Annotated in this window: 16 protein-coding genes; 6 read left to right on the forward strand and 10 right to left on the reverse strand. The window is 45.8% G+C overall.

Going from position 1 to position 26134, the window contains the following annotated elements:
• Positions 1-10 precede the first annotated feature (10 nt).
• The 9 genes from ACPUEY_RS01945 to ACPUEY_RS01985 form a co-directional block, all read right to left on the reverse strand.
• Positions 11-1516, reverse strand: a complete 1506-nt coding sequence (locus ACPUEY_RS01945; RefSeq protein ID WP_131272952.1) for a UvrD-helicase domain-containing protein — start codon at positions 1514-1516, stop codon at positions 11-13.
• 15 nt (positions 1517-1531) lie between these two features.
• The gene (gene hisIE / locus ACPUEY_RS01950; protein ID WP_092819161.1) at positions 1532-2314 is read right to left on the reverse strand and encodes a bifunctional phosphoribosyl-AMP cyclohydrolase/phosphoribosyl-ATP diphosphatase HisIE; all 783 of its coding nucleotides are present in this window, start codon (positions 2312-2314) and stop codon (positions 1532-1534) included.
• A gap of 230 nt (positions 2315-2544) precedes the next feature.
• The gene (locus ACPUEY_RS01955; RefSeq protein ID WP_425120963.1) at positions 2545-3624 is read right to left on the reverse strand and encodes a patatin-like phospholipase family protein; all 1080 of its coding nucleotides are present in this window, start codon (positions 3622-3624) and stop codon (positions 2545-2547) included.
• A 138-nt stretch (positions 3625-3762) separates the two neighbouring features.
• Positions 3763-4863 (reverse strand): hypothetical protein, encoded by a 1101-nt coding sequence (locus ACPUEY_RS01960; RefSeq protein WP_300046921.1) that lies wholly within the window; start codon positions 4861-4863, stop codon positions 3763-3765.
• 64 nt (positions 4864-4927) lie between these two features.
• Positions 4928-6391, reverse strand: a complete 1464-nt coding sequence (locus ACPUEY_RS01965) for a hypothetical protein (protein ID WP_425120964.1) — start codon at positions 6389-6391, stop codon at positions 4928-4930.
• 202 nt (positions 6392-6593) lie between these two features.
• Positions 6594-8213, reverse strand: coding sequence for an ABC1 kinase family protein (locus ACPUEY_RS01970; protein WP_425120966.1), 1620 nt, complete (start codon positions 8211-8213; stop codon positions 6594-6596).
• Positions 8214-8225: 12 nt separating this feature from the next.
• On the reverse strand, positions 8226-8912 hold the full coding sequence (locus ACPUEY_RS01975) for a ubiquinone biosynthesis accessory factor UbiJ (protein WP_425120967.1): 687 nt from the start codon (positions 8910-8912) through the stop codon (positions 8226-8228).
• A gap of 11 nt (positions 8913-8923) precedes the next feature.
• Complete coding sequence (ubiE, locus tag ACPUEY_RS01980) at positions 8924-9868, reverse strand: bifunctional demethylmenaquinone methyltransferase/2-methoxy-6-polyprenyl-1,4-benzoquinol methylase UbiE (protein WP_092819155.1); 945 nt, start codon at positions 9866-9868, stop codon at positions 8924-8926.
• A 171-nt stretch (positions 9869-10039) separates the two neighbouring features.
• Positions 10040-10741: an FFLEELY motif protein gene (locus tag ACPUEY_RS01985; RefSeq protein ID WP_425120968.1), complete on the reverse strand. Its 702-nt coding sequence runs from the start codon at positions 10739-10741 to the stop codon at positions 10040-10042.
• A gap of 205 nt (positions 10742-10946) precedes the next feature.
• On the opposite strand from ACPUEY_RS01985, the gene pap reads away from it, so the two are divergent.
• The gene (gene pap, locus ACPUEY_RS01990; protein ID WP_425120969.1) at positions 10947-12365 is read left to right on the forward strand and encodes a polyphosphate:AMP phosphotransferase; all 1419 of its coding nucleotides are present in this window, start codon (positions 10947-10949) and stop codon (positions 12363-12365) included.
• A 44-nt stretch (positions 12366-12409) separates the two neighbouring features.
• Here the strand turns inward: pap and ACPUEY_RS01995 are convergent, their stop codons facing one another.
• Complete coding sequence (locus ACPUEY_RS01995; RefSeq protein WP_092819152.1) at positions 12410-12916, reverse strand: hypothetical protein; 507 nt, start codon at positions 12914-12916, stop codon at positions 12410-12412.
• Between the two features lie 183 nt (positions 12917-13099).
• Here ACPUEY_RS01995 and ACPUEY_RS02000 point away from each other — a divergent pair, with 183 nt between their 5' ends.
• The 5 genes from ACPUEY_RS02000 to pnp all read left to right on the forward strand — a co-directional run bounded on the left by ACPUEY_RS02000 (position 13100) and on the right by pnp (position 25932).
• Positions 13100-16792 (forward strand): exodeoxyribonuclease V subunit gamma, encoded by a 3693-nt coding sequence (locus ACPUEY_RS02000; protein WP_425120970.1) that lies wholly within the window; start codon positions 13100-13102, stop codon positions 16790-16792.
• Between the two features lie 8 nt (positions 16793-16800).
• A complete protein-coding gene (locus ACPUEY_RS02005) occupies positions 16801-20502 on the forward strand; it encodes a UvrD-helicase domain-containing protein (RefSeq protein ID WP_425120971.1) in 3702 nt (1233 codons plus the stop codon).
• A gap of 63 nt (positions 20503-20565) precedes the next feature.
• Positions 20566-22341 carry an exodeoxyribonuclease V subunit alpha gene (gene recD, locus ACPUEY_RS02010; protein WP_425120972.1) on the forward strand — a complete coding sequence of 592 codons (1776 nt, stop codon included), beginning with the start codon at positions 20566-20568 and terminating at the stop codon, positions 22339-22341.
• 964 nt (positions 22342-23305) lie between these two features.
• A complete protein-coding gene (gene rpsO, locus ACPUEY_RS02015) occupies positions 23306-23575 on the forward strand; it encodes a 30S ribosomal protein S15 (protein WP_005007057.1) in 270 nt (89 codons plus the stop codon).
• A gap of 269 nt (positions 23576-23844) precedes the next feature.
• Positions 23845-25932 carry a polyribonucleotide nucleotidyltransferase gene (gene pnp / locus ACPUEY_RS02020; protein ID WP_425121042.1) on the forward strand — a complete coding sequence of 696 codons (2088 nt, stop codon included), beginning with the start codon at positions 23845-23847 and terminating at the stop codon, positions 25930-25932.
• Positions 25933-26134: the final 202 nt, after the last annotated feature.

The raw sequence follows: 26134 nt of genomic DNA on the forward strand, positions 1-26134 counted from the left end.
AAAGCTAAAATTATTCTCCCACAGCTTTACGCAGCGATACCGGCATTTGCTTTTTCAGCTGTTGTACCAGATCGTAAATGTGGTGAATATTTAAACTTACTTTAGCACGTGTGCAGGCCACGTAAAGCAATCTTAACTCTTCGTCACTAATTTTATGGTCTCTTTCATTCACCTTGAACTGATAGTCATCTTCGATGTGCACGCGGTCCCATTCCAGGCCTTTGGCTTTGTGGGCGGTCGAGATAATGTAGTCGGCCTGTTCAATCGGGGTGATTTTGGCCAAGGCTCTTTTGAGTGGATCGGTACCGTGATCATCCACCAGTTTCACTAAGGGTTTAATGTCACTGCCGTCATTGGTTTCACAGTATTCATGTACGTCGTGCCAGGAATTAAACCAGGCTAGTTCCGGCACGTCGGTCACGCGGCGGCCCTGTTTCAGCATGCTCGCGGCATCGACAAAACGGTTTAATTTGACATGATCGGCCTGCAAGCTGACCTTGTCGCCATGCACCAGTCCGGAAAGCAGCAGTTCCATGGCACGGGCATTGGTACGGCACAAAATTGCATCGCGCTGTTTGGTATGCGGTTTATTCACCACTTTGGAATTCAGCTGCGGATTGCCAAGCAAGGGCACGGTTTCATTTAATGCACCCAAAATGGCGTTGGCATTTAAGGCAATTTCTTCACCAAAACGGAATGAGGTGGTCAGGCGCGATTCCGGCAGCGGCAGCTGTTGCATGGCATTGACCGCACCACGCCAGGCATAAATCTGTTGATGGGCATCGCCGACATAAATCACCTGGGTATTTCTTTGACGCAGCAAAATTCCCAGCATCAATGGGTCGGCATCTTGTGCTTCATCAAACAGTACATAGTCTGCTGGAATATTCGGTTCAGACAGCGCCCAGAGTTTCAGATAAATATCATGCCCAATACCGGCCTGATGATTCGGATCAATCGACTCTAGCCAGCGCCGTTCAATGGCTGGATATAAGTGTTTCTGTAGTTCTTCAATATCGTCCGGATGCAGCCAGCTCGGTGCCTGAAGGTGTCGCGGTGCTGGATATTGCGAACTGGTCGAGCAGAAATAGCTGACAGCATTGGCCACCAGACTGGCAAGACGCGACGGCATCATGACATATTTTTCATAACGGCCGCCCATCATCCGGCGCAGGGTAATCGGTTGCAGCCGATATTCCTTGGCGATAAAACTCGGACTTAAACGCGGCAGGCGAAGTTTGTCGGTGACACCGCGGGGCACACTGCGAAAAGCCAGCGAGTGAAAGGTTCGGCAGTCGACATTGCGATGAAACTTGCTTTGCGCTTCTGCTGCAATGGCCTTGTTAAACGCCAGATACATGCCACGGCGCTCGGGCATGGCATCGCTGATCATTTGCAGGGTAGTGGTTTTACCTGTGCCAGCATAGGCAATTACCTTGAAGGAATTGCCCAGACGCGCATTATCTATGGCAAGCGCTTGCTCATAGGTGGGATTGGGCTTTTTAGCTACTGACACGGTAAAAAGACTGAATTAATGCTGACGATTGGCTTTTTCCACCAGGCCAGACAGGCCTTGGCGACGCGCCAGCTCGTTTAATACCAGCTGTGGGTCGAGGTCGAAATAACCCAGCATCACAATGGTGTGGAACCACAAATCGGCAACTTCGTAAATCAGGTCGTTTTTATTGTCTGCATTGGCTTCAGACTTAAAATCTTTGGCTGCGATGATGGTTTCAACGCTTTCTTCACCAATTTTTTCCAGAATTTTATTCAAGCCTTTGTGATACAGCTTGGCGACATAAGATGAATCCGGGTCGGCTTTCTTGCGCTCTGCCATCATCTGGCCCAAATAGTCCAGTACTTCGACCTGTTCCGAGCGAGCAGTCGAGGCATTCATGGCCAGGGTATGCGGGTTGGTTGATTTTTCAGCATAAATCTGGCTTGGATCTTTTAATTGTGCGTCGACAATTTCCCAGCCATTCGCAGTCAATTTGCGATAGAAACACGATTCACGACCGGTGTGGCAGGCAATACCGCCATGCTGTTCAATCTGCAAAATAATCACGTCGGCATCACAGTCCAGACGGATTTCATGCACAGTCTGGAAATGACCGGATTCTTCACCCTTGTGCCATAACTTGTTGCGTGAACGGGAGAAATATACCGCCTGATTTTTCTCGGCAGTGAGCGCCAAAGCCTCACGGTTCATCCAGGCCACCATCAGGACACGGCCGCTTTGATGATGTTGGGCAATGGCAGGGATCAGACCTTGTTCGTTAAATTTTACTTCATCGAGCCATTGCGCATTGTTCATGAGAATTTCACCAAAAATATGTTCAAAATGGAAAACAGCGAATAAAAAATCGCAGCTGTATAGTGTACGTGATTAGCGGCTGTTTGAGAAAAAAATATACGCATGAACCTTTTGATTTCTGACTCAAAAGGTTCATGTGCTTTATTCGCCAAGAATTTTATAATATTCCAATCCTAGGAAAATCAGCTGCTTCACTCATCTAGCACCTATAGCTTTTCCTCTACTTGATTTTATAAGTCCTGCATAAACTGTGGAAAGTTCTGTTTCTCCACCATTTCCAAAAACTCGTCCCCCAAGCGCTGGCTTTCTGCTACCGACTGATTCCACATCTGAATCCGCTGTTTCTGGTCCAGCCCTTTTAAAGTGAAATCTTTACGATCCGGCAAGCGACCGAGCGGTAGGGACTCTAAATACTCGGCAGAAGGCGAAAGCAATAAGGTCCGTGCCTGATTTTCCGGACTGGCCTTGCGCTTTTTCAGCATCTTGTCAAACCAGCCCGGAGTAATGCTGTCGCTAAAATGCGGATACAGCACAATACCTTTGCTCTGAAACGGCAGGTCAAGATGATAGTCAATCAGGCCACCATCACGGTAACTGCCTTTCGGGGCATCGGGAATATCGCGGATGGCTGCCATCACGCCGGGAATAGAAGCGGAAGCCATCAGCCAGGAGGTAACATTGCTGAGATTTAGGGGCTGATAATGCGTGGTAAAATCATCACTGACTTTAAATTGGGGCCCCATTTCCGGCTGGCTGATCACCCGTTGCATAAACAGGCGGTTGTGCTTGCGTGCCAAGGCATTGCTGCCAATAATGCCGACCACCGATGCCATTAACGGCAGGGATCTGTCACTCTGGAAAATGTGCTGGGCTTTGACCGAGATGACGGTCAGGTGATAGTCGGGATGCTCAACCAGTTGCTGTTCTTTGCCTTGCACCAGATTGAGCAGCATGTCGCGGCAAATATTACCGACTTCCTGACGGGTCATTTTTTTATGGAAATACAGGTGGGTATAAAGCTCTGCAAGACGTTCAGTGCCTTCTTTTGCGCCCCAGGCCGCAATACTGGCAAAACGCCAGCTGCCAATGGATGAGCCAATCAGGGTTCTGCGCTGTGGTGCCTGCGCAAGGAAATTGCCAAAAATGGCTTGATCGAGGCCTTGAATGCCTATGCCTTTGGGACCACCTGCAGCACCGGGAACAATATCGACAAAATTTGCCTGCAAGCCTTCTTTTTCAATCAGTTGACGTGCCAATTTGCCAGCACGGATATTTAATGAAGCAGGGCGTTTATGCAAGATTTGCGTCATGGCTTCTCATTAAAATATACAAATGTCTTATTATTTTAAGCGAAAGCCTAGTGATCCCAATGGCGAGAAGTGTCCAAAGGTGACTTTGGAGTCATACAGGCAATAAAAAAGCCTGAAGGGCTCAGGCTTTTTTGAGGCTTAGAAACCGCGGTATTGAATGCCAATAGACGCCAATCCATAACGTTTGTCTAAACGGGAAGCAGTGACCCCATTATATAAGAAGGGTACATAGCCAATTAAGTTATTTTGGAAAATCTGACCTTGCAGGTAAGCTGTCAGTTTCGGTGTAAAGTCATAACTGAACTTGGCACCAATAGTATGATTGTCTTTAATCGCCTGGTTGCCAAAATTAGCAACACGGTCATCGATATTGTCGCGCCACAGGCGTTGGTAGTGATAGGCAAGCTGACTTTCAAATTGTTTATAGCGCCAGTTCCATGACCCGCCTAGACCTGCATAATAAGCGTCATAGTTAAGATCTTTTTGGACATCAAGATCAAATCGATCAGTATAGTTTCCAATATCAATATCCCGTACGATTAGACCGTCAATCAGGCAGCGACCAATGGGTGTTCCGGTTAACTGATTATTCGAGTCAATATTGATATTGGCCTTACAATCGCGTCCATTGCCGGTCAAATGAACCATCAAGTCCAATTCATCCACTTTGACTTTGCTATATCCTAAAGAACCAAATAAATTCACTTGATTCATAAAGTCAATTTTATGGGTATAAATAGTATCTAGCTGAATTTGAGTGTCACGAGGATTGGAAACAACGACCTCATTAATTGTACGGCCATTCACATTGGTAGGGGAGGTTTTTGCTAGCTCATCGGCTTGATTGCCCCAGAGAGACAGTTTAAAAGCAAGATTAGATCGATCGGTCGAAAGACTTTCCGGAAAGTAGGTAATGCCTAAGGCTCCAGAATGTAACTTATTGGTATCTTCTCTGAACTCAATTTCTCGACGCCAATAGCTAGCACTGATAGACCATTCAGGATGAAATTGATATTGGGCACTTATATGCGCACCGATATAATCTCCTGCGTCTCCTTGAACACCTTCGCTTTCTCGTAAATCTAAAAAGTCGACAGTATCGTTAACTAAATCCAGGCTTGCATTGGTCGTAAGCTTATTTTTAGCAGGCGTGGCTTGTAAAAACAAATCATCGGGTGCGGCATAAGTATGAGAAATAATGAATGCTGCAGAAATAAAAAGTAATGATTGATTTTTCAACTTGAATTACCCAATAGGAAGTGAGAGAAAAGCCAGTGATGATCACTGGCTTTTTTAATTATGATTATTGGATGACAAAGTAGCCTGTAGAAGTAAATCCACTAAAGACAGTTGCAGCTTTATTTGGAAGACCAAATGTACCCAGGTTCAACCCTAAGGTTGCAGAGACTGGATAAGTAGTTGGAGCTACAAAAACAGATACCTCAGCGTTTACCTGGTTGCTTGAGACGATCAAGTTTTTATAATTATTATACGGCTGACTTAAAATCGGGAAAGCTGCGACCAGATCTGTTAGGGCAATTGAATCACCTAGGAATTCGGTGTCTTCCGCAACTTCAAATGAGCCTTTCGGTGCATTTGCTAGCGTAGTTTCAATTTCAATAATAGTGCCTGCAGGGATAATGATTTTGTTAATAGCAGTAGTATTATCAAACGAAACATTTACCTCGCTAATATACGCGGTCAAGGTTTCAGGCTGGCCATTTTGACCAATTGCAGCAGTAGCCTGGAAGCCTAATTTAATAGAATCGGTACCTGTAGCTGCTTTATTTAAATTGAATTTCACTTGTGCTAATGAATCAATTGAAGTCTTATTAATCGCCAGACGTTGAGTATTATCGGAATTGATAATACTTGTAATGTTATAGCCTGCTATTTCAAAGTTGTTATACAGGGCAGGAGTAATTTGCTCTTGAATTTCACTCACAATCGTAGGATTGCCTGCTAAGTATTGTTCTAGAGTAGAAGAGCCTGCTGTAGTCAAACTGGTATTAATAGTGGTTGTTACATTTTCTACTTTGGTTTGATTAGCTTGAATTTCTGCTTGAAGACTAGGTGAAGAAGTTGCTGCATTATTAAAGATAGTTGTAATAACAGCAGAGTCTACGCCTGAACCAGTCAGTAGAGGAGTTGTCGCGATGGTGGTTTGAACGGACTTAGCTGCTTCAGTTGTAGTTAAACCGGCATTCTCAAGCTGAGTTAAGATTTGTTGCAAGATAAATACAGCGGCTTTTTGTTGATTCGATCCTTCGGTAATTGGATCAAATGTCGTTATATCTGTAATTCCCTGTCCGTTTTTATCGTTAGCAAAACCCAAATTTGTAAGAATGGCTTTAAATTCTGCATCGGGTAATTCAGCTTGTAAGGTGGTAAGTGGGCTCGCCACAATTTCATTAGTTGAATTAGCTTGATAATTGATTTCTTTAACTTTCAATTGACCATCAAATGGAAGTTTGGTAACCGTATCAATACCGCCAGTGATAATGAAACCCGTTTCCTGACAGTTTTCTGTTGTGTTGAAAGTAAATTTACCGTTTTCATCTGTTTTCAGATCTGGATAGGCTTCTTGACAAGCAGGGTTAGTAAAATCAACATCTGCGCCAGCTACATAAAAATCCACAGCTGTACCAGAAATAGTTTTCGGCGCAAAAGGTGCTTCAGAACTCCCACCACCACCGCCCCCACCACAAGCCGCTAATAATGAAGTTGCAATTGCTAATGTTGTTAGTTTAAAAGTCTGATTGAACATAGTATTCCCTAAAGCCTAAGTTTTGGTTATGAGTGATGCTTAACTTTATAACAAAAAAATGGTTAAAAAATAAGTGAAAAAAACATCTAAATTGAACTAAATGCAACAAATCATTATAAATAATAATTGAATAATCACTTTAGATATTATGAAAAAATCAGCCCATCATAAACGGGCTGATATTATTTTTGAATAGGGAATCTTATTTCGCAATTCGCCAGACAGCCAGCAAGCTCGCCAGCATGATCAGAATAATAGACACATACCACGGTGCAATAATCGCAATCGATAGCAAAATGGCCATAATGCTGCCAAACATCCAGCTGCGTTTTTGCTGATGTTCCATTTGCAGACGCATGCTTTGCAGTTCATGCAATTGTTTGGAATGCCAGGCGGACTGGTTTTTTAAACCATTCAGGCTGTCAATCATCAAACTTGGTAAATCCTGTGCACCGAGCAAAAGGTCTGGAATTTTTTGTCCCAATTCCTTCAGGTTCTTCTGCGGATTCATTTGCGCTTTAATCCAATCGGTCAGGATCGGTTTCGCCAGTTTCCAGATATCCAGTTCCGGATAAAGGTCTGTTCCCAAACCTTCGACATGAACTAATGTTTTCAGCAAGAGCATCAGCTGCGGAGGAATTTCCAGATGGAAACGGCGGGCGATATCCATCACTTGAATCAGGATGCCGGCAAAGTCCAGTTCATGCATTGGCTTCGATACCATTGGACCTACGGTGCGACGCATTTCACGGGCCAGAGCATCCTGGTCGGTACCCGGTGGAATCCAGCCAGCTTGGTGCACAATCTGAATCAGCTGCATGAAGTTACTGTTCATGACCGCAAGTAACATGCGTGCTACGGTCATCTGGTCATGCTTGGAGAGCTCACCCATAATCGCACAGTCCAGTGCAATAAAGCGCGGATTAGCAGGATTGATGGTTTCGACAAATACGTTACCGGGGTGCATGTCGGCATGGAAAAAGTTGTCACGGAACACCTGGGTGAAGAAAATGGTCAGACCTTTTTCTGCCAGCTCCGCACGATTCATACCCATCTGGTCAAAAGTCGCGGTATCGGAAATCGGAACCCCGGTGATGCGTTCAGCCACCATCACATCTTTGCTGTCCATGTAGACTTCAGGCACATACATCATGCTTGAACCCGTGAAATAATGGCGCATACGACGGGTGTTGTCGGCTTCCAGGGTCAAATCCAGTTCATTTAAAATGATCTGACGATAGTCCTGAATAATTTCCGATAAATGCAGGGCACGTGCGGCTTCCAGACGTTTTTCCAGCGCTGCTCCCAGCCAGTCCAGAATTTCAAAATCTTGCAGAATTTGAGTGCGAATGTCGGGACGGGTGACTTTCACCACTACTTCGCGGCCATCATGCAGGGCAGCCGTATGGACTTGTGCAATCGAGGCAGCAGCCAGCGGTTGGGCATCGAAACGGGCAAACAGCGTATTGACATCGGCTTTTAGCGATTGCTGAATTCGTGTTTTAGCCACATTGCTGTCAAAGGGTTTGACCCGGTCTTGCAATAAGACCAGCTGCTGTAAAACTTCAGGTGGCATCAGGTCACGGCGGGTTGAAAGCAGCTGTCCCAATTTAATTGCCAGCGGCCCCATTTCTTCCAGAGCTTCTTTCAGTTTGAGGGGATTTTTACGTTCACGGCTTGACCATGCCGCAGGGTGGATGCGAATAAAATTTAAAGCATGACGGGCTTTTTCCGGTAATTCTTCCGCAGGAAACAACGTGTCGAGTCTATAGTGCGCGGCGATGCGCCAAAGTTCGAGTAAACGTGAAACGTGCGGAATCATAAATCTAATTACCTAATCTTGAGGTGAAGCAGGAGGTGTATCTAAAGCATCAATCTGTGCCTGAAGCTGTTGAATTTTGGCTTCAGCACGGTCTAAATTTTGATTGAAAATTCGGGTATCTTGTTGCAGATCATCCATTTGCCAACGTGCAGCAAATAAGCCTGTATCTTCTTTTAACGCATCTTCAGCAAAGAAGAAATAACTTTCTAAGGACCGTTTTAAATGTTTCGGTGCCAGCTGGATTTTGCCCAGTTCATGGGCAAGGGCAGGGCCAACCCACGGACTTAAATGCGAAGCCAAATCCGGTTCAGCCTGTTGCATGATACGTTGGATTTCCTGCAATAACTTGTAGTCCCCTTGCAGCGGAATATTGCCGACTTCATCTGAAACCAGCAGTTTCAGCAGTTCAACGACATTGCCGACTTGTAAAGTCGCAGTGGCTTCAGAAATCTGTGAGCTGTTGGCTTCATAAGGCCGCTGTTCAAAAATCGAAGCAGCTTCAGTATGTCCAGTGGCTGTTGGCTCTAGGCGAACCTTGCCATCATCAAAGAATACATCTACAGAAAGCTGCGGTGAGGCAATCACCACACGCAGCATTTTGCCAGCCAATGCATTTAACTGGATGCGGGTAATCACATCCAGATCAATGAAATGGTGAATCACACGTTCAACGGCACCCAGTGCCAGAATTGACCACATGAATGGGAACCTTAAAGTTTAAAACCACGGTGAACGGCAACGATACCACCCGTCAGGTTGTGGTAGTCACAGTTCTGGAAGCCGGCATTTTCCATCATTCCTTTAAGCGTACGCTGGTCAGGATGCATACGGATGGATTCGGCCAGGTATTTGTAACTTTCAGAATCGTTGGCAATAATTTTACCCATGATCGGTAAAGCTGTGAACGAATACAGGTCATACAGTTTAGAAAATGGCTCGAATACAGGTTTAGAGAATTCAAGCACCAATAAACGGCCGCCTGGCTTAAGTACACGATACATGGCAGCCAGCGCAGCATCTTTATCGGTCACGTTACGTAAACCGAAACTGATCGTCACCAGGTCAAAACTGTTGTCTGCAAATGGCTCCAGTGTTTCAGCATTGGCCAAAACGAAGTCCACATTGGTACAGCCGGCATCAATTAAGCGGTCACGGCCGACATTCAGCATCGATTCATTGATGTCTGAAAGAACCACATGGCCGGTCGGGCCGACTTCACGGCTAAAGACTTTGGCCAGGTCACCAGTACCGCCAGCAATATCGAGTACGTGCTGACCACGGCGTACGCCTGACATATTAATGGCAAAGCGTTTCCATAAACGGTGAATACCGAAGGACATCAGGTCATTCATGATGTCGTATTTGCTGGCAACCGAGTGGAATACTTCAGCGACTTTCTGGGCTTTATCTTCACTGCTGACAGTCTGGTAACCGAAGTGGGTGGTCGGACCGACATTCCCGGTATTGGCACCACGCGGCAGATTGTATTTGGGTACTGAACCGGTCACTGGCGTATCGGTCAACTGTTGTTGTAAAGATTGTTGCTGACCTTGGGCAGTGCCTTGCGGAAGAGGCTCAGTTAAGAAAGGACTCACTTTGTCTGTATTTTGTGCCAGCTCAGAGGCAGAGGTAGGCGTTTGCTTTTCGTTAGACATTAGAGTCACTCCTAACATAAAAATAGGGTTAATGTTGCAGTGCTTGCATGATGACAGATTCTAGGACGTTGTACAGCAATCAGCATGCAATTGTTATGAATAATATACAGAAATCTGCTCTGTATTTTTTATTCACTGCTCAATTTGTTATTTCCATCACAACATAATTGACTAAAACGGGTGAGGATCGCCGGCATGAACTTTATGGATAATCTGACGTTCAACCGCAGTAAAATCCTTCACGAATTTCTCAGCTGACTTTAACGGTTTCATGGCCAAAAAGCCATCCTGCATAAATTCATACATAATGTCGAAATTATATTTGCTGGCTGCACCTTTACACATTTTAAATGCAGTCTGAACCATAAACGAGCGCATGTACTTATCCAGGCTAAAACCCAGCTGGTCGAGTAAATCCAGCTGTCTTAAACGGGATTGCCCCTGATCAAGTTTAAGATAAGTCAAACGCATCATTTCATCGTTTAAAGCTTCGTGCGGATGATAATCTTCAAGGAGCTGCATCGCCACCTGTTCATCAAGCTGCACCGCCAAAATGGCCAAAGATACGCCTGATGTGCCTGTTTTTACAGCATTTTCAGGAATCAGCTTTTCAGCCTTGTGCGCATATTTCATCAAACGGGCAATCTGCTCAGCCAGTGCATCAAAATCTGGACCACCATACAGACGATTCAGGAAGTACTCCGACATCAACACATTCTGCTTTTCAGCAAACTGTTTGCTATGGGTGGCCTGCATGCGCTGTTTTTGCCAGGCCTGTACCTCTTGCAGACGCCGAAAAATCTCAGAGTTTTGATGATAATTCAATTGATAATACAACTCTAAAAGATCATCTAATGCAGCCAGTTTAGACATTCTGTGTCTCTATTATTTTTTAGATGACTAAATATTAGAGCGAGACGGACAAAGTCGCTATGACAAACAGCCAGAAAAATGATTTAAATTAAGTCAGTTTGCTAGAAAATGCAGCAATTATGAGCAACATAAACACTATGTGTTCAAATTCAGCCTTGGATTATGCTTGAATAGACTGCGATTTAGAATAAAGGATGGGGAACAGATGACACTGAAAAAAACAACAAATCCGCTGCTGGATGAAGATGAGCTTTCCCTGAATCTGATTGAAGCCCAATACCTGCTAAGAAATACCCGGGGTCAGAATAATGCCAAAAGTGTGCTGGTGCTGGTCAATGGCATCGAGCTGGCTGGAAAGGGCGAGGCAGTGAAGCAGCTGCGTGAATGGGTCGATCCGCGTTATTTGCTGGTCAAGGCCGATGCCGCCAACATGTTCAACAATCAACAGACCTACTGGCAGCCGTATGCAAACTCTATTCCTGCCGAAGGCCAGCTCATGGTGTTATTTGGCAATTGGTATAGCGATTTGCTGGCCACAGCTTTGCATGTGTCCAAGCCTCTGGATGAGTCGCAGTTTGATGCTTATATTGCCGATATGCAGGCTTTTGAGCAGGACTTGAAAAATAATCATGTCGATGTGGTAAAAGTCTGGTTTGACCTGTCCTGGAAGTCCTTGCAGAAACGAATGGATAACCTGGATCCCCATGAAGTGCGCTGGCATAAATTACATGGTCTGGACTGGCGTAATAAAAAGCAATACGACAGTTTGCAAAAGCTGAGTCAGCGTTTTATCAAGGATTGGAACATCATTGATTGTGAGGATGAAAAAGCCCGTAATCAACAATTTGCACAGATTATTTTGGCGGCGATGAAAAACTGTCCAGAGCATGTGAGCGAAGTGAAAAGCAAATGGAAACCGGCTGCTGTTCCCGAGCTGCTTTTACATCCTGAAAATCAGCCCACCACGAAGGAAGACTATAAAAAAGAACTGAAAGAACTGTCGGTAAAAGTAGCCGAGGCGTTACGTTTTGATGACCGTAAAGCCATTATTGTATTTGAAGGCATGGATGCGGCAGGAAAGGGCGGAGCCATTAAACGGCTGGTGAAAAATCTGGATCCGCGTGAATATGATATTCACAGTATTGCAGCCCCAGAACGGTATGAGAAGCGCCATCCGTATTTGTGGCGTTTCTGGACCAAGTTGCAGACCAATGAAGACATCCGGATTTTTGACCGTTCCTGGTATGGGCGGGTGCTGGTAGAGCGCGTAGAAGGGCTGATCAGCGAGCATGCGTGGCAGCGGGCTTATGAGGAAATTAACCGTTTTGAAAAGGATCTGGTCAATAGTCAAACCGTGGTGATCAAATTCTGGCTGGCGATTAGCAAGGACGAACAGGCCGCCCGTTTTAAAGCCCGTGAAGAGACGCCAAACAAGCGCTTTAAAATCACTCCAGAGGATTGGCGCAATCGGGAAAAATGGGATGCTTATTTGGATGCAGCCGCCGACATGTTTGAACGTACCAGCACCGATTATGCACCGTGGCATATTATTGCCAACGATGACAAAAATACCGCGCGCTTAGAAATATTAAGAGCCATTTTAAAACAGCTGAGAGCCAATTAGGTTCTCAGCTGCAGGATGAATTTTTTATTAAATCGAGAGGGGGATTAACTCGCCATCTGGGCTTGCTGTTTTTGTTGAATGCCTTTGGCAATTTTGTAACAGTCTTCTACGTGAGCGCCTGCGACTTTTTTCATCACAATATAGCCTAAACTTGCAGCCACAATCTGACCGCCCAGAGGAATAAATTTGGTCACCTGTTTGGTGATGACCTTGGCTACCACATTGTTGAGGGATTTTTTCACTGCGGTACGCGCCACCACCAGGCCGGAAAATTCTACCCCACGTTTACGCAGTTCCTGCCAGTGCACTTGTTTGGTTTTGGGATCATAGACACTGATTTGTTCCGGAGCTAAACCAAAACGTGCATTCACTTCCGGAATGAGTTGTGACAAAATTCCGACATCGATGACCACATCCAGAAATGGAACCGGAATGACGGCTGCTCCTGCAGAGCAGTAAGCACGTTTTTTGACAAGTTCTAGGCATTCTGCCCGAATGCTTTCCAAGTTTAAATTAGGGTCGATTGTGTCTGGAGTTTTGTCTGTTTTCATCATGTAAATACCTTAAATTTCGTGTTATTTGTTCTATTCAACCATCATTAAGGTGTGAATTTCAAAGCATTTTTAAATTCAGCATCCACCTAAAAGTGACATAGACAGATGCCATTGTATAGTAAATAATCTTTATGCTTTTGTAGGCGTTTCATTTTTAAAAAATATTGGGGTAATTCAATAATGGCCATTCATGTGATTCAAAGTCAGCGTATTGATGTGCTGGTGCACGCCATGCTGACGACCGTGAATAAGCCTGCCACCACGCCTTTTCAGGTGCTGCAAACCCAACATTTTATTGTGCCGTCACATGCGGTTGAAGCCTGGCTGACCCAGAAACTGGCCGAACAAAAAGGCATCAGTGCCAATACACAGTTTCATCACCGGATTCGCGGTTTCCAGTGGTCCGCCTATCAATGGGTACTGGTCGATCAAAAAGAACAGGTACGTAAAGCCAATATTCCGCGAATTATTATCAAGTGGCGCGTGTTTCAGGCGCTGAAAGCCTTTATCCAGAGTGAACAGAATCCTTTACAGCTTGATCATCCTTTGCATTCCATCGTCCAGCGCATTTATGACAGCGCTGACCGCCTGGAACAGGGCATCGAAAAACAGCTGAAAAAGCAGGGCATGCTGTATTGGGTGGCAGAGCAGGTTTCGCGCCTGTTTAGCCATTACATGGAATATCGCGGGTATTGCCAGAAAAACTGTCCCGCGCAGATGTGCAGCTGTCCAACTAACTGGTTGCAGGCTTGGGGACAAAATAAGGAACTTCCAATTGAGGACATGTTCTTTAAAACCAATAGCGACATTTCTGAATTTACCCTGAATCAGGCCCGTGAACTGGAAGCCTGGCAGCGCTGGCTGTGGCAGGAAGTGTTTCATCAGGACTTTGAACAGATGCAAAGTATTGATGCCATGTTCTGGGAGGTTCTGGATAATCCGGAGACACGCAAGGCGGCACTCAAAAGATTGCCGCAACAGCTGGTGATTTTTACCTTGCTGGATTTGCCTCCCATGCAGCTGGCGTTTTTACGCCGTCTGGGACAGTACCTTGATATCTATATTCTGCACTATAACCCGTCACAGGAATATTGGGCCGACAGTGTCGATCCGAACTGGAAAGCACGCTATGACCTGCGGGTAAAAGAGCGCTTTATTGCCAAAAATCCCAAAGCCAGCGATGCCGATATTGAACAGTTTTTTCAGGAATTTACCTTAAATTTCAATGCAGAGCAGCGTGAGTCGCGTCATCCTTTATTGACCCGTTTTGGTAAGCAGGCACGTGACCATTTCTCCCTGTTATCAAACTTGTCGTCGGGGGAAGATGGGGTCTGGGCAGATGCCTTTATTGATGAATATAAAGATCATCTGCTTGGTAAAATCCAGTCCGATATCTTGTATCTGGTGGAGCCAGAGCAGCATCAATATGTGCTGGATGAACAGGATGATTCCATCCAGATTCATGTCTGCCATTCCAGTTTGCGCCAACTGGAAGTTTTAAAAGAACAGCTGATTCACTGGCTGGCACAGGGCAGCAAAGAAGCGCCACGTCGACCAAGTGACATTCTGGTCCTCAGTCCAAGTCTAAGCGAGCTGGAACCGCTAATCCGTAGCGTATTTGCACCGCCGCCGAGCGAACGTGACCTGATCCAGCAAAAAGCGGGCAGTCGTCATCAACTGTCCAGAGACAGTGTGTATCTGCCGATTCAAATTGCCGGTGTGGCCCAGCTGGATGCCTTGAATGCCTGGCGAGCGGTACTGGGCCGGATTGAACTGGTTCAGGGACGTTTCAGCATTGAAGATTTTGCCGACTGGCTGAGCCTGAATGCGACCCAGCAGTGCTATGGCTTAGAGGTCAACGCCATTGAACGCATCACGGAGTTGCTCGTTGCTGCCGGCTTTAAACGTGGGCTGGATGCCGAGCATTTAAAACGTAGCCTGTGTGAAGGCGATGAAGATTACCGTTTCAGTTTTAAATTTGCGCTGGATCGTCTTGCATTGGGGATTGCCATTCCTGAGCATCGCCTGTTTCAGGGCACGCTGAGTTTTGCCCAAGTCCTGCCCAGCGATTTTGAGCTGATTGGCAAACTAATCCAAATTTATCAGGATTTTGACGCACGCCGTGACTGGATGATTGCGCACGAACAAGGCCAAAATGTACCAGTTGAACAGTGGCTTAAATGTCTGATGCAGGATATTGCCGAGTTTGAAGAAACTGGTGTCGAGTCCTTATCGACCGTGTATAAAATCATCAAAAAACAGGAACGGATGCTGACCCTGGCCAGTTTCTACGATGAGCACGATCATCATGCCTTGCGCAGTTTAAGTTTGCCTCTGCCGTATTTACTGGCAGAAATTAACAACACCCTGGAAATGCAGCTGGACCATGCCGAACCGACCGGGCAGATTACCTTTAGCCAGATCGGACAGATTCGCCCTGTACCATATAAACTGATTGTGATACTTGGACTGGACAGCGGCAAGTTTCCCAATCGTAGCCAGCATTTGCCTTTTGATTTGATGGATTTGCTGAAGCCCCAGCTCGGCGACCGTTCGCGTCTGGAAGATGATCAGGGCGCATTTTTAGACCATCTGCTGCTGGCTCAGGACAACCTGTGGCTGTTTTATAACGGCTTTGACATTAACGATGGAGAAGTGCGTGATCCCTCCACCGTGGTGCAGGAACTGGTGCAGCATCTGGCTTTTATCGTTCAGAGCAAACAAGCGGACAACCAAACTGATGCCACTGTAGAGATCAATGGTGTGGAAGTGCCAGAGCAACTACGCTCGCTGTATCATGTGCATCCTTTATTGCCTTTTGATCCGGTCGGATTTGAATCGGCCCGACCGGTGCGATATCAGGACCAGTGGTTCTGTGTGGCGGGACAGATTCGGCATGCCAGCGGACAGCGTTCGTCATGGGTGAATACGCCTTATCAGCATCTGCAGCAGGATGTCTTGGTGCTAGACAGTCATCAGTGGATTCAGGACGTCACTTTCCCGGCACGGTTATATTTAAAAACCTTGGGCGTGGAAAATCTGCGTCCTGAAGATCTGCCTGCCGTACAGGAACCCTTGTTGCTGGATGGTTTGGGGCGTTATGCCGTGCGCCAGTTCCTGCAAAAACAGCAGGGTACGGCACAGCCTGAGTTGCTGATGGATCAGCTGCCGATAGGCAAACTGCAACAAAGCAGCTGGCAAATGAGTGTGGTTGAACAGCAGCGTTTAAAAGACCGCTTGCTGAAATATGCCCCTGAAGTGACCCCGACCACACAGCAAGTGTGGAAGGTGAATGATCATGTGTATATGAACATTCATTTACCGAAAAACAGTGCAGAAAAATGGGTCAGCCTGGATGCTTCAAGCGCGCGTGCCAAGCGTCGTGCCAAAGTCTGGCTGGAATATCTGCTCTGGCTGGCCTATCTGAATTTAGGGAATGGCGGTGAAAAACTGGCGCGGATTGTGGTGTTCAGTGACCGGACCATTTTATGTCATGGCGTGACCTCGAATAAAGCCCGTGAATGGCTGAATCACTGGCTGGCCGCCTGGAAATATGGGCAAAGCCAGCCGTTGGTGTTGCCAGCCGCCTTGCTGCTGAAAATTGCTGAAAAAGATAAAGAACATGACTGGCAGCCGAATGAACACAACCAGATGTGCATTGACGATATGGATGTGATCTATAAAGACTGGCATGAAGATGGCAAGTTTAGCGGTTTTTCGGTGACGGATAACGAAGCCACCCAAATGCACCGCGACTGGCAGTTTATTTTACAGGAACAGGATGCCACCGCCTTGCTGGAAGATGCCTGCGCACAATTTTCCTATCAGCTCTATCAACCGGTGTTTATGCATCAACAGGCGATTAAAGAATAAAAAAGAATATGAACCATCCTCAAACAATACACCTAATGTCGTTTAACCCGATTGTGGACATGCAATTCAAGGGCTTGCACTGGATTGAGGCTTCAGCCGGTACCGGAAAGACCTTTACCCTGTCCAGTCTGATGGTGCGGATTTTTCTTGGCCCGTATCTGCCCAATCAGGTCATTGCCACCACCTTTACCCGTGCCGCCGCCGCAGAGCTGAAAAACCGTATCCGGGCACGGCTGGTGGAAACCCTGCGTTATTTCGACAGCTGTCAAACCCTGACCCAAGCGGAGCTTCAGACCAAATTAGCAGCTGAATCCGATCCTCTATTCCAGAAAGTTTTAAGCGAGTATGTCACGCGAGTGGATTTTGCCCGTGAACGTTTAAAACTGGTGATTGACCAGCTGGATGAACTGTTTGTTGGCACACTGGACAGTTTCAGCCAAAAGCTGCTGCGCGAATTTTCCTTTGAAAGCGGAAAAATTGAACGGGCCGATATTACCGATGATGCCAAAAGCTATACTTATCAGCTGATTCATGATGTGCTGCGTGAATGGATTCAGTTGCAGCCGCAGAATGTGGTCGATTATCTGCTGCTGAATCAAAAGCTGAAGTCGCAGGATGCCTATGTGCCGGTGGTGGAAAATAGCCTGAACTTTGCCTCGGCACAGTTTCAGGAAGTGCAGGCACCCGAGCTGGATTTAAACCAGTTTGAGCAACTGGTGGATGAATTTATTCAGCTGGATTTAAGCCTGATTGCTAGCCTGAGCGATTATTATTCGGCAGAGGGTCAATATCATTCGGTTATTGGCAAAAAATGGCGCACCGATGGCTTGATGCAACGTAGCTTGTGTGACGATTTACCGGCTTTTATCCAGGCTTTGGCTGAACAGCGCTGCTATGCCTTATTTGCCCCGCATTTTGAAACCACCCTGAAAAATCTGACCGATCTGGCGACCAAAAAAGTTCTGAATAAATGTGCAGAAGAGGTGCTACATCAGTTTGAACAGCATCCGGTGATGCAAGCGTTAAAAAGTTTTTGCGAGGCTTTGTCCCAGCTCAATCTGGATCTGGATTTGCTGGATGCCTATTTGAAGTTTTATTTAAGTCAAGAAGTGAAAAAACGCCTGCCGCAAGTGCTGCAGCAGAAAAGCGAAACCACTTTTGCCCAGCAGATTCGCACGCTATCAGAAGCCTTGCAAGGCGAGCAGGGACTACGCTTTGCCAAGTTTGTGCAAGCCCGTTATCCCCTGATTCTGGTGGATGAATTTCAGGATACCAACCAGGATCAAGACAATATGCTGGCGCGGATCTGGCGCGACCAGAAACGCTATATGCAGGGCTGCATGATTATGGTCGGAGACCCGAAACAGGCGATTTACGGTTTCCGTGGCGGCGACATGCTGACCTATAACAAAGCCCGTGCCGATGTGCTGTCCAAACAGGGACGGCAATACAGCCTGCGCCACAATCACCGTTCGGTTAAAGTGCTGGTGCAGGCTGTGGATGCCCTGTTTCAGCGGCAGATGGATTTTGGTGAAGAGGTGATTTATAGCCCGGTTGAAGCCGGTTCGCGTCCCCATCCGGCACTCATCGATGCACAGGGTGAAAATCATCAGCCGCTACGCTGGCTATTATTGAATGATAAAAAGCATGAGCCGCTGCAGGTGGCCTGGAAAATTCGCGACTTACTTAATCAGGGCATTGCAGAAAAACTCTATCTGGCAGAAAAAACCGGTCCCAGATACCTGACTGAAAATGACATCGCGATTTTATCGAAAAACCATGACGGTCTGGATAAAGCCCAGTATGAACTGGAACGTCTGGGCATTCGGGTCAATCGTCCTTCCAAGCGCAGTGTGTTTGACCATGCAGTTGCCAAGGATGTGGGGGCAGTACTGGCTGCCATCATGCATCCTTATGACGAAGGCAAAATCAAGCGCGCCTTGCTCAGCCGTTTATTGGGTTTCAATTTACAGCAATTGATACAGCTGGAAGCCCAGGCCGATGGCTTGAGCCAGTTCATTTACGACTTCGACTGCATTCGGGAAATGTGGCTGCAAAAAGGCTTTTTAACCGCGTGGCAATACTGTCTGAACCTGTTTCAGGTCTGGAAAAACCTGGTCGCCACCCAAAGCCGCGATAATGAACGCAGCGTGGTCAATCTGCGTCATCTGACCGAATTATTGTGTCAGCACAGTGAACAGTATCAGGGCGCACAAAAACTGTATCACTGGTATCTGAAACAGCTGCAATCTCCGGCGGAACGCGAGTGGGAGCTGGAACGCAAACTGTCGAATGAGGCTGGGGTGCAGCTGATGACCATCCACCAGTCCAAAGGGCTGGAGTTTAAAATTGTGTTTTTGCTGGGGGCGGATAAAGACTTTAGGGAAATGAACAAAACCCTGAATTTTTCCACCGTCGAGCATGTGCATCCGGTGACGGGGAAAGTGGACATTCAGCGTGTGGTTGCGGTGAATGACAAAAACTTGCTGGATCAAAATGCCGTTGATCAACACAATGCCCGTGCTGTCGCAGAGCAACACCGGCTTTGGTATGTGGCGCTGACTAGGGCCAGCCATCGAGTCTATGCCATGTTGCAGGATCAAGAAGGCAAGTCCAGTCATGGTTTGGCTTTCTGGCGTGGGCAAGACTTTGTGCATCCTGCCAGTACTGACGAAGCATTGCTTAATGAAAGACCGGTGAAGTTGCAGGCCAAACATCAACCCGAACCTTTGCCTTTACAGGCTTTGGAGTTTCCGGCACAGCGGTTTTATCCACGTTCCAAAACCAGTTTCAGTGCCTTGGCACAGCATTTAAGCCGTAAACAGGCTATGGATGCCTTGGCGGTAAATACCGAACAAATGCCAAGTGCTGCAGATGAAATCCATCTGCTTGAGCCGATTGAAACGACATCAATACAACCGCTGTCGTGGATCAAGCGGAATTTTCCGATGGGAACGGTCGCTGGAACTTTCTTGCATGAAATTTTTGAACATATTGATTTTAAAGATCAGCAAGACTGGCCGCTGGAAATTCGCCGTCGCTTTAAAAATGATTATCCTGGTTTATGGTTAGAACTTACTGCAAAATATGAGCAGGAGTTTCAGCAAGCAGATGAAGAACAGCTGATTGGCTGGATGGGCGAATGGCTAGCCGAGGTGTTAACAACGCCTCTGCATCAGGATTTTCAGCTCAATCAGCTGGATGAACATGAATATCTGGCCGAATTTCCCTTTTATCTGTCCCTGTCGGACCATGTTCTGGCCATCCAGCGTATCCATCAATTGTATGCAGAACATGGCATTGACATGCTGGATTTTAACCCGGCCAATTCGGCACGCTATCTCACCGGCTCCATCGATTTGGTGTATTTTGATGGCCAGCACTATCACATTGCCGATTATAAAAGTAACTTTTTAGGCACCGATCAGTCGCATTATCTGGAGGTGGAAATTAGGCAGAGCATGTCGCAGGCCAGCTACTGGCTGCAGGCCGGTTTGTATCTGGTCGCGTTGCACCGCTATTTAACGGTCCACATGCAGGACTATGACATTGAAAAACATTTGGGCGGCGCAAGTTATCTGTATTTGCGCGGCATGAACGGACAGGCGGAACAGGGCTTTTATCACTGGAAGCCGGAGGCCGAATTTATACTGCGGCTTGATGCGATTTTAGGCTGTTTTGCTGAAGATAAAAGCAGCAAAAGTGCCTAAATTGTCAAAATTAATAGCTTTTAAACAATAGATTAAGCTGTGGATAACTTTGAGGATAACTGTGTGGAAAATAAACAGTATAAAGATGATCAAAGTGCTGCATGGATCAGCACTTGGAGTCGGTTTATTCGCCAGCAGCCGTTTAGCCATGTACCGCAGGACGAAGATAACAGCGATATTATTGAACAGGTTCTGCAAGCAGTTCAACACGGCGACAGTTGTATTTCTGCAACTCGGCAGCAAGCGGATACGCTGCATGATTTAGTGGTTTTGGCTGAAAATATTCAAGGCAATATGCAAGATCAGATCGCGCCTTTTGTTTTTGATCAGCAGCATCTGTATCTATATCGTTACTGGGCGATGGAGCAGTCTCTGGCTCAGCAAGTGGCACGTCTCAAACAGCAAACCATTGCAGCAGTTGATCTTGCCGCTTATCCAGATTTAATCACTGACCCATATCAAATCCAGGCTTTGCAGATGGTGGCGAAGCAGGCACTGAATATCATTACCGGCGGGCCGGGAACTGGAAAAACCTATACCTTGGCGCGAATTATTGCCGTGCTGAATCAGGCCATGCCAAATATTCGCATTGCCATGGCTGCACCGACCGGTAAGGCTGCACAGCGCATGAAAGAAGCGCTGCAAAACTCACTCAATGATGAAAAATTGCAAGACCTGGTGACGGATGAGCTCAGGCAGCTGAATCCCATTACCATTCACCGTTTATTGGAGTTGGGAACCAGCTATCAGCCACGTTTTCATGCCCAGCAGCCTTTGCCCTATGACGTGATTGTGGTGGATGAAGCCTCCATGCTGGACTTGAGTATGGCCAATATGTTGCTATCAGCAGTACCGGATCAGGCCCGCCTGATTTTACTGGGCGATGCTGACCAGCTGGCCGCAGTGGACGTGGGAGCCGTGTTGGCCGACTTACAAAATGTCCCGGCTCTGGCTGAAAATCGCGTTCATCTGGTAAACAGTCGCCGTTTTAAAGCGGGGGCATTGATTGGGCAAATGGCCAAATTTATTCAAGAGCAAGAATCCAGACTAAACGCTGCAGCATTACTCGAGCAGTTTGCCAAGCAAGTGGTTGCTCCGGGTGAAATCCGGGCGGTATCCTTGCAGGCTGAAATGGCGGATCAGATCCAGCTGGAATACCTTCCTGCTCATTTGTCCAGGCAATTTGACCGGACAGCGTATTACGACAAACTAATGTTGGGTTACCAGCCTTATATTGAAGTGCTGAAAAGCTATTTAACCGCTGATGAACCTGAGTTTTGGGTCGCTCAGGTGGTCAAGACCTTTGATGATTACCGGATTTTGGCGGCTATTCGCCATGGTGCCTTCGGTTTAAGCCAATTGAACCAGCAAATTGAACAGCGTTTACTGGAGGCTTTATCGCTACTGATGAGCAAGCAAGGCGACTGGTATGTCGGTCGTCCGGTCATGATGACCTATAACGATTATCAACTGGGCTTGTCGAACGGAGACATCGGGATCTGTTTTAAGCGTAGCCGAGATGGACAGTCACAGTTTGAAGTTTATTTCCCGAGTCTGGAAAAATGGGTGCCGGCAACCCGCTTACCGAAAAGTATTGAAACGGCATTTGTATTGACCATTCATAAATCACAAGGTTCGGAATTTACTCATACCGCAGTGGTGTTGGATGAGGCTGCGAAAAATTTGCTCAGTAAAGAATTACTGTATACTGCAATTACCCGTGCCAAAAAAGTGGTGAGTGTGCTGGCTGATCAAGAGGCTTTTGTACAAGCTTTAACCATCAAAACCATAAGAAAAAGTGGTGTGTTAGATAAAATTAACAATTCACTAAATTGTTAATCATAAATGAATAATCAGGTTTTTTGTACGAAATTACTTACAACGATTCGAGAAATTGGCGCATAGAGCTTTAGGAATGTTTTTGAGATGATTGCTGCACATAAAAAGCTCAACACGGAAAGTTGAGTAAAATCGCCATCATATAATAATAATGTCGAAAGACAGCGAACTTACAATGAAGTAAGGATAAAGAGGAAACTTACAGCCGCTAAGCCTTGTAGTTTTGGGAGAGACTACAGGGCTTTTTTATATGCACAATTAAGCGATTTATTACAAAAATGATTGGCTGAAATGAACACTATTAAATGATTGTGGTATAAGTCAAAATAAAATATGGCAGACAGGTGCGCTTTTGTATAAGTTAAATTTTTGTTTGATTTTAAGTTTTTGATTTAATTGCATAAGATAGGTTTTTGGAGTTGTGTGGAATATAAAAAATAATAATTAGTGTACGAAAATACTTACAAGTAGATACGAGAAAGTCGACTTTTTTACACAATGTTTTGTGGCAGAATCTACCACATAAGGAAGTAAAGCTTTACACACGGAATGTTTATAACGATAAGCGCGAAAAGCGTAAATTATGACTATAAATAAAAGAATAATAATTAAAACATAAGAAACTACAGCGCAAAAAAAAGCCCAAGCCCAGCTTGGGCTTTTTTCTATCATGCATCCATAAGGAAAAAATCAAAATAGGCGCTTTTCATCTGTAACACAGTTTCCCCGGTTTTTTGAATGAACGTTAACAGGCTAGGTATAAATTCAAAGTAGAATCAAAGAAAGGAAAAAAATAAAGCTTTTTCAATCGATTGATATAAAAAGATGAAAAGCGGTTTCTCTTTTTGCAATCCCCCGGATTTTCCCTTAAAATAACGCACTTGCTGTAGTGATGCACGGCAGTCAATTGAGAAATCAATTGATTTCTATCAAATGTAATTTTTAAGCATCTCGGAGAAATCGAATGGCTTTAACAAACGCAGATCGCGCAGAGATCGTTGCTAAATTTGCTCGCGCTGAAAACGACACTGGTTCACCTGAAGTTCAAGTAGCTCTTTTAACTGCCCAAATCAATGATTTGCAAGGTCACTTTAAAGAACACAAACACGACCACCATAGCCGTCGCGGTCTTATCCGTATGGTTAACCAACGTCGTAAGCTTCTTGACTACCTTAAAGGTAAAGACGCTACTCGTTACAGCGCTTTGATCGCTGCTTTAGGTTTACGTCGTTAATTCGATTAAACTTATTTTTTCGGACTATTGCATGTTAAATGCCGTATTACTGAAAATTAAGAATATACCTGGCCTTGGTTAGGTAATGGGGAAGGGGCGATTGTTTCGCTCCTTCTTTGTGTTTAAAAATAGTGTATTCATACATTTTTATAGTCTAGTGAGGTCGGCTTCTAAGCTTTGTCATTTATGCAGTTGATGTGAATGCCAAACCTTAGGGGTCTCCACTAGAATAACTGTTCAAAAGAACTAGGAAAGAAAAATACATGTCAATGTTTAATATTGTTCGTAAAGAATTCCAATTTGGTCAACATCAAGTTGTACTGGAAACAGGTCGTGTTGCGCGTCAAGCCAACACCGTTATGATTACTATGGGCGGTGTAACCGTACTGGTTGCCGTGGTTGCTCAACCGACTGCTAAAGCAGGTCAGGACTTCTTCCCATTGACTGTTAACTATCAAGAAAAACAATATGCTGCTGGTCGTATTCCGGGTGGTTACGGTAAACGTGAAGGCCGTGCGTCTGAATCTGAAACTTTAATTTCACGCCTGATCGACCGTCCAATCCGTCCATTGTTCCCAGAAGGTTACTACAACGAAATCCAGGTCACTGCGACTGTTGTATCTTCTGACAAGACGATGGAAGCTGACATCGCTGCAATGCTTGGTACTTCTGCTGCGCTTGCAATTGCAGGTACGCCTTTCCGTGGTCCAATCGGTGCGGCACGTGTAGGTTTAATCAACGGTGAATACGTTCTTAACCCAAGCTTTGAGCAATTAAAAGAATCTGACCTTGACCTGGTGGTTGCGGGTACAGAATCTGCAGTATTGATGGTTGAATCTGAAGCGAAAGAACTTTCTGAAGACCAGATGTTGGGCGCTGTGCTTTTCGGTCATGACGAAATGCAAATTGCCATCCAAGCCATTAAAGAATTTGCTGCGGCTGCGGGTGCAACAGAATCGACTTGGACTGCTCCTGCTAAAAACGAAGACCTTCGCGCGAAACTTAAAGAAGCGTTCGAAGCAAAAATTTCTGAAGCGTATACGATTGCAATTAAACAAGACCGTTATGCAGCATTGGATGCATTACAAGCTGAAGCAGTTGCTCAGTTCGTTCCAGAAAATGACGAAACCGGTATTGCAGATGACTTGAACGAACTGTTTGAAGATCTTAAATACCGTACCGTACGTGACAACATCTTGTCAGGCAAACCACGTATTGACGGCCGTGATACCAAAACCGTTCGTGCCCTTGACGTACAGGTTGGCGTTCTAGACCGTGCACACGGTTCTGCATTGTTCACACGTGGTGAAACTCAGGCATTGGTAACAACGACTCTGGGTAATACACGTGATGCGTTAATGGTAGATACATTAGCAGGTACAAAAACTGACAACTTCATGTTGCACTACAACTTCCCTGCATACTCTGTAGGTGAAACAGGTCGTGAATCTGGTCCTAAACGTCGTGAGATTGGTCACGGTCGTCTGGCGCGTCGTGGTGTTCAAGCGGTTCTTCCTGCAGCTGACCGCTTCCCGTACGTGATCCGTATTGTATCTGACATTACGGAATCGAACGGTTCATCTTCAATGGCTTCTGTATGTGGTGCTTCTTTATCACTGATGGACGCAGGTGTTCCACTTAAAGCACCAGTTGCCGGTATTGCAATGGGTCTGGTCAAAGAAGGCGAGCGTTTCGCAGTGCTTTCTGACATCCTAGGTGATGAAGACCACCTTGGCGACATGGACTTTAAAGTTGCAGGTTCTGCTAACGGTATTACTGCACTTCAAATGGATATCAAGATTGAAGGTATCACTGAAGAGATCATGGAAGTTGCATTAAACCAAGCGTATGCAGGTCGTATGCATATCCTGAATGCGATGAACCAGGTGATTTCACGTGCCCGTCCTGAAATTTCGATGCACGCGCCTACATTCCAGGTGATCAGCATCAACCCTGACAAAATCCGTGACGTGATTGGTAAAGGTGGCGCGACGATTCGTCAAATCACTGAAGAAACCAAAGCAGCAATCGACATTGAAGACAACGGTACAGTTCGCGTATTTGGTGAAACTAAAGCTGCTGCGATGGCTGCGGTTGCAAAAATCCAGGCGCTTACTGCTGAAATCGAACCAGGTACAATCTATACCGGTAAAGTGATCCGTATCGTTGAATTCGGTGCATTCGTCAACATCCTTCCAGGTACTGACGGTTTGCTTCACATCTCTCAAATTTCGAACGAACGCATTGCCAATGTTTCAGACGTATTGTCTGAAGGTCAGGAAATCAAGGTTCAGGTTGCTGATGTCGACAACCGTGGTCGTATCAAACTGACTATGAAAGACATCGAACAAGCATAAGTGTTTGAGTTTCACATGACTAAGCTCATGTGAATCAAAACGATGAAAAGCCTTGAGCTTTGCCAAAGAAATTCCTTTGGCTGGCTCAGGGCTTTTTTGTGGGCAGTCATAAAATTTGATTTCAAATATGCCAATTCAATTGTATGTTATTGCTTAACACTTTCGCACCGCTGATAATTTTATTGCAGATTGAATTATTGAA

The sequence above is a fragment of the Acinetobacter sp. G11 genome, from assembly GCF_049808495.1.
In the GTDB taxonomy this organism is placed as follows: domain Bacteria; phylum Pseudomonadota; class Gammaproteobacteria; order Pseudomonadales; family Moraxellaceae; genus Acinetobacter; species Acinetobacter kookii.